This is a genomic window from Allotamlana fucoidanivorans, assembly GCF_006265225.1.
GTDB classification, from domain to species: Bacteria; Bacteroidota; Bacteroidia; order Flavobacteriales; family Flavobacteriaceae; genus Allotamlana; species Allotamlana fucoidanivorans.
This window is the reverse complement of sequence record NZ_VDCS01000068.1, coordinates 1-427: the sequence shown is the minus strand read 5'-3', so window position 1 is coordinate 427 and position 427 is coordinate 1. Positions and strand designations below refer to the sequence as shown.

Annotated in this window: 1 pseudogene; it reads left to right on the top strand. The window is 32.8% G+C overall.

The features are described from left to right. Positions 1-219: pseudogene (locus FGF67_RS17760) on the top strand (IS1182 family transposase); the annotation flags it as partial. Between the last annotated feature and the right edge of the window lie 208 nt (positions 220-427).

Below are 427 nucleotides of genomic sequence, written 5' to 3'. Positions count from 1 at the left end.
CAGTTTATGGGACTTAGGAAAGTCAATACCATTGGCATTAAGCAAGCTAATAAGTGTATGCAGCTCTCGGCCATAGCCTACAACCTTAAAAAGTACTTGAAATTCATAGAAAAACACAGTAAAAGTGGGGCGGCAAGTCTGCAAACTCATTTTTGCATGTATAAAGGCATAATAGGACTTGTTATTAGCCCCAGAAAGCATCTTGATTTTAGATGGTGAAAACTACCAAAAACAACAAACGCCCTGAAAATAGGCGTTTGTAATTCAAGTTTTTATAAAATTATGGGCTCGTGCAACGGCTACCATTGTTGGCAATAGTGTTTTAATATATTTTACTGGGTCAATTAATTTAATAATTTGTTTTTATTTTAATTTCTAAATAAGAATTCAGATGATTATTGACATTGGTTATTGTAAAATTCGATTA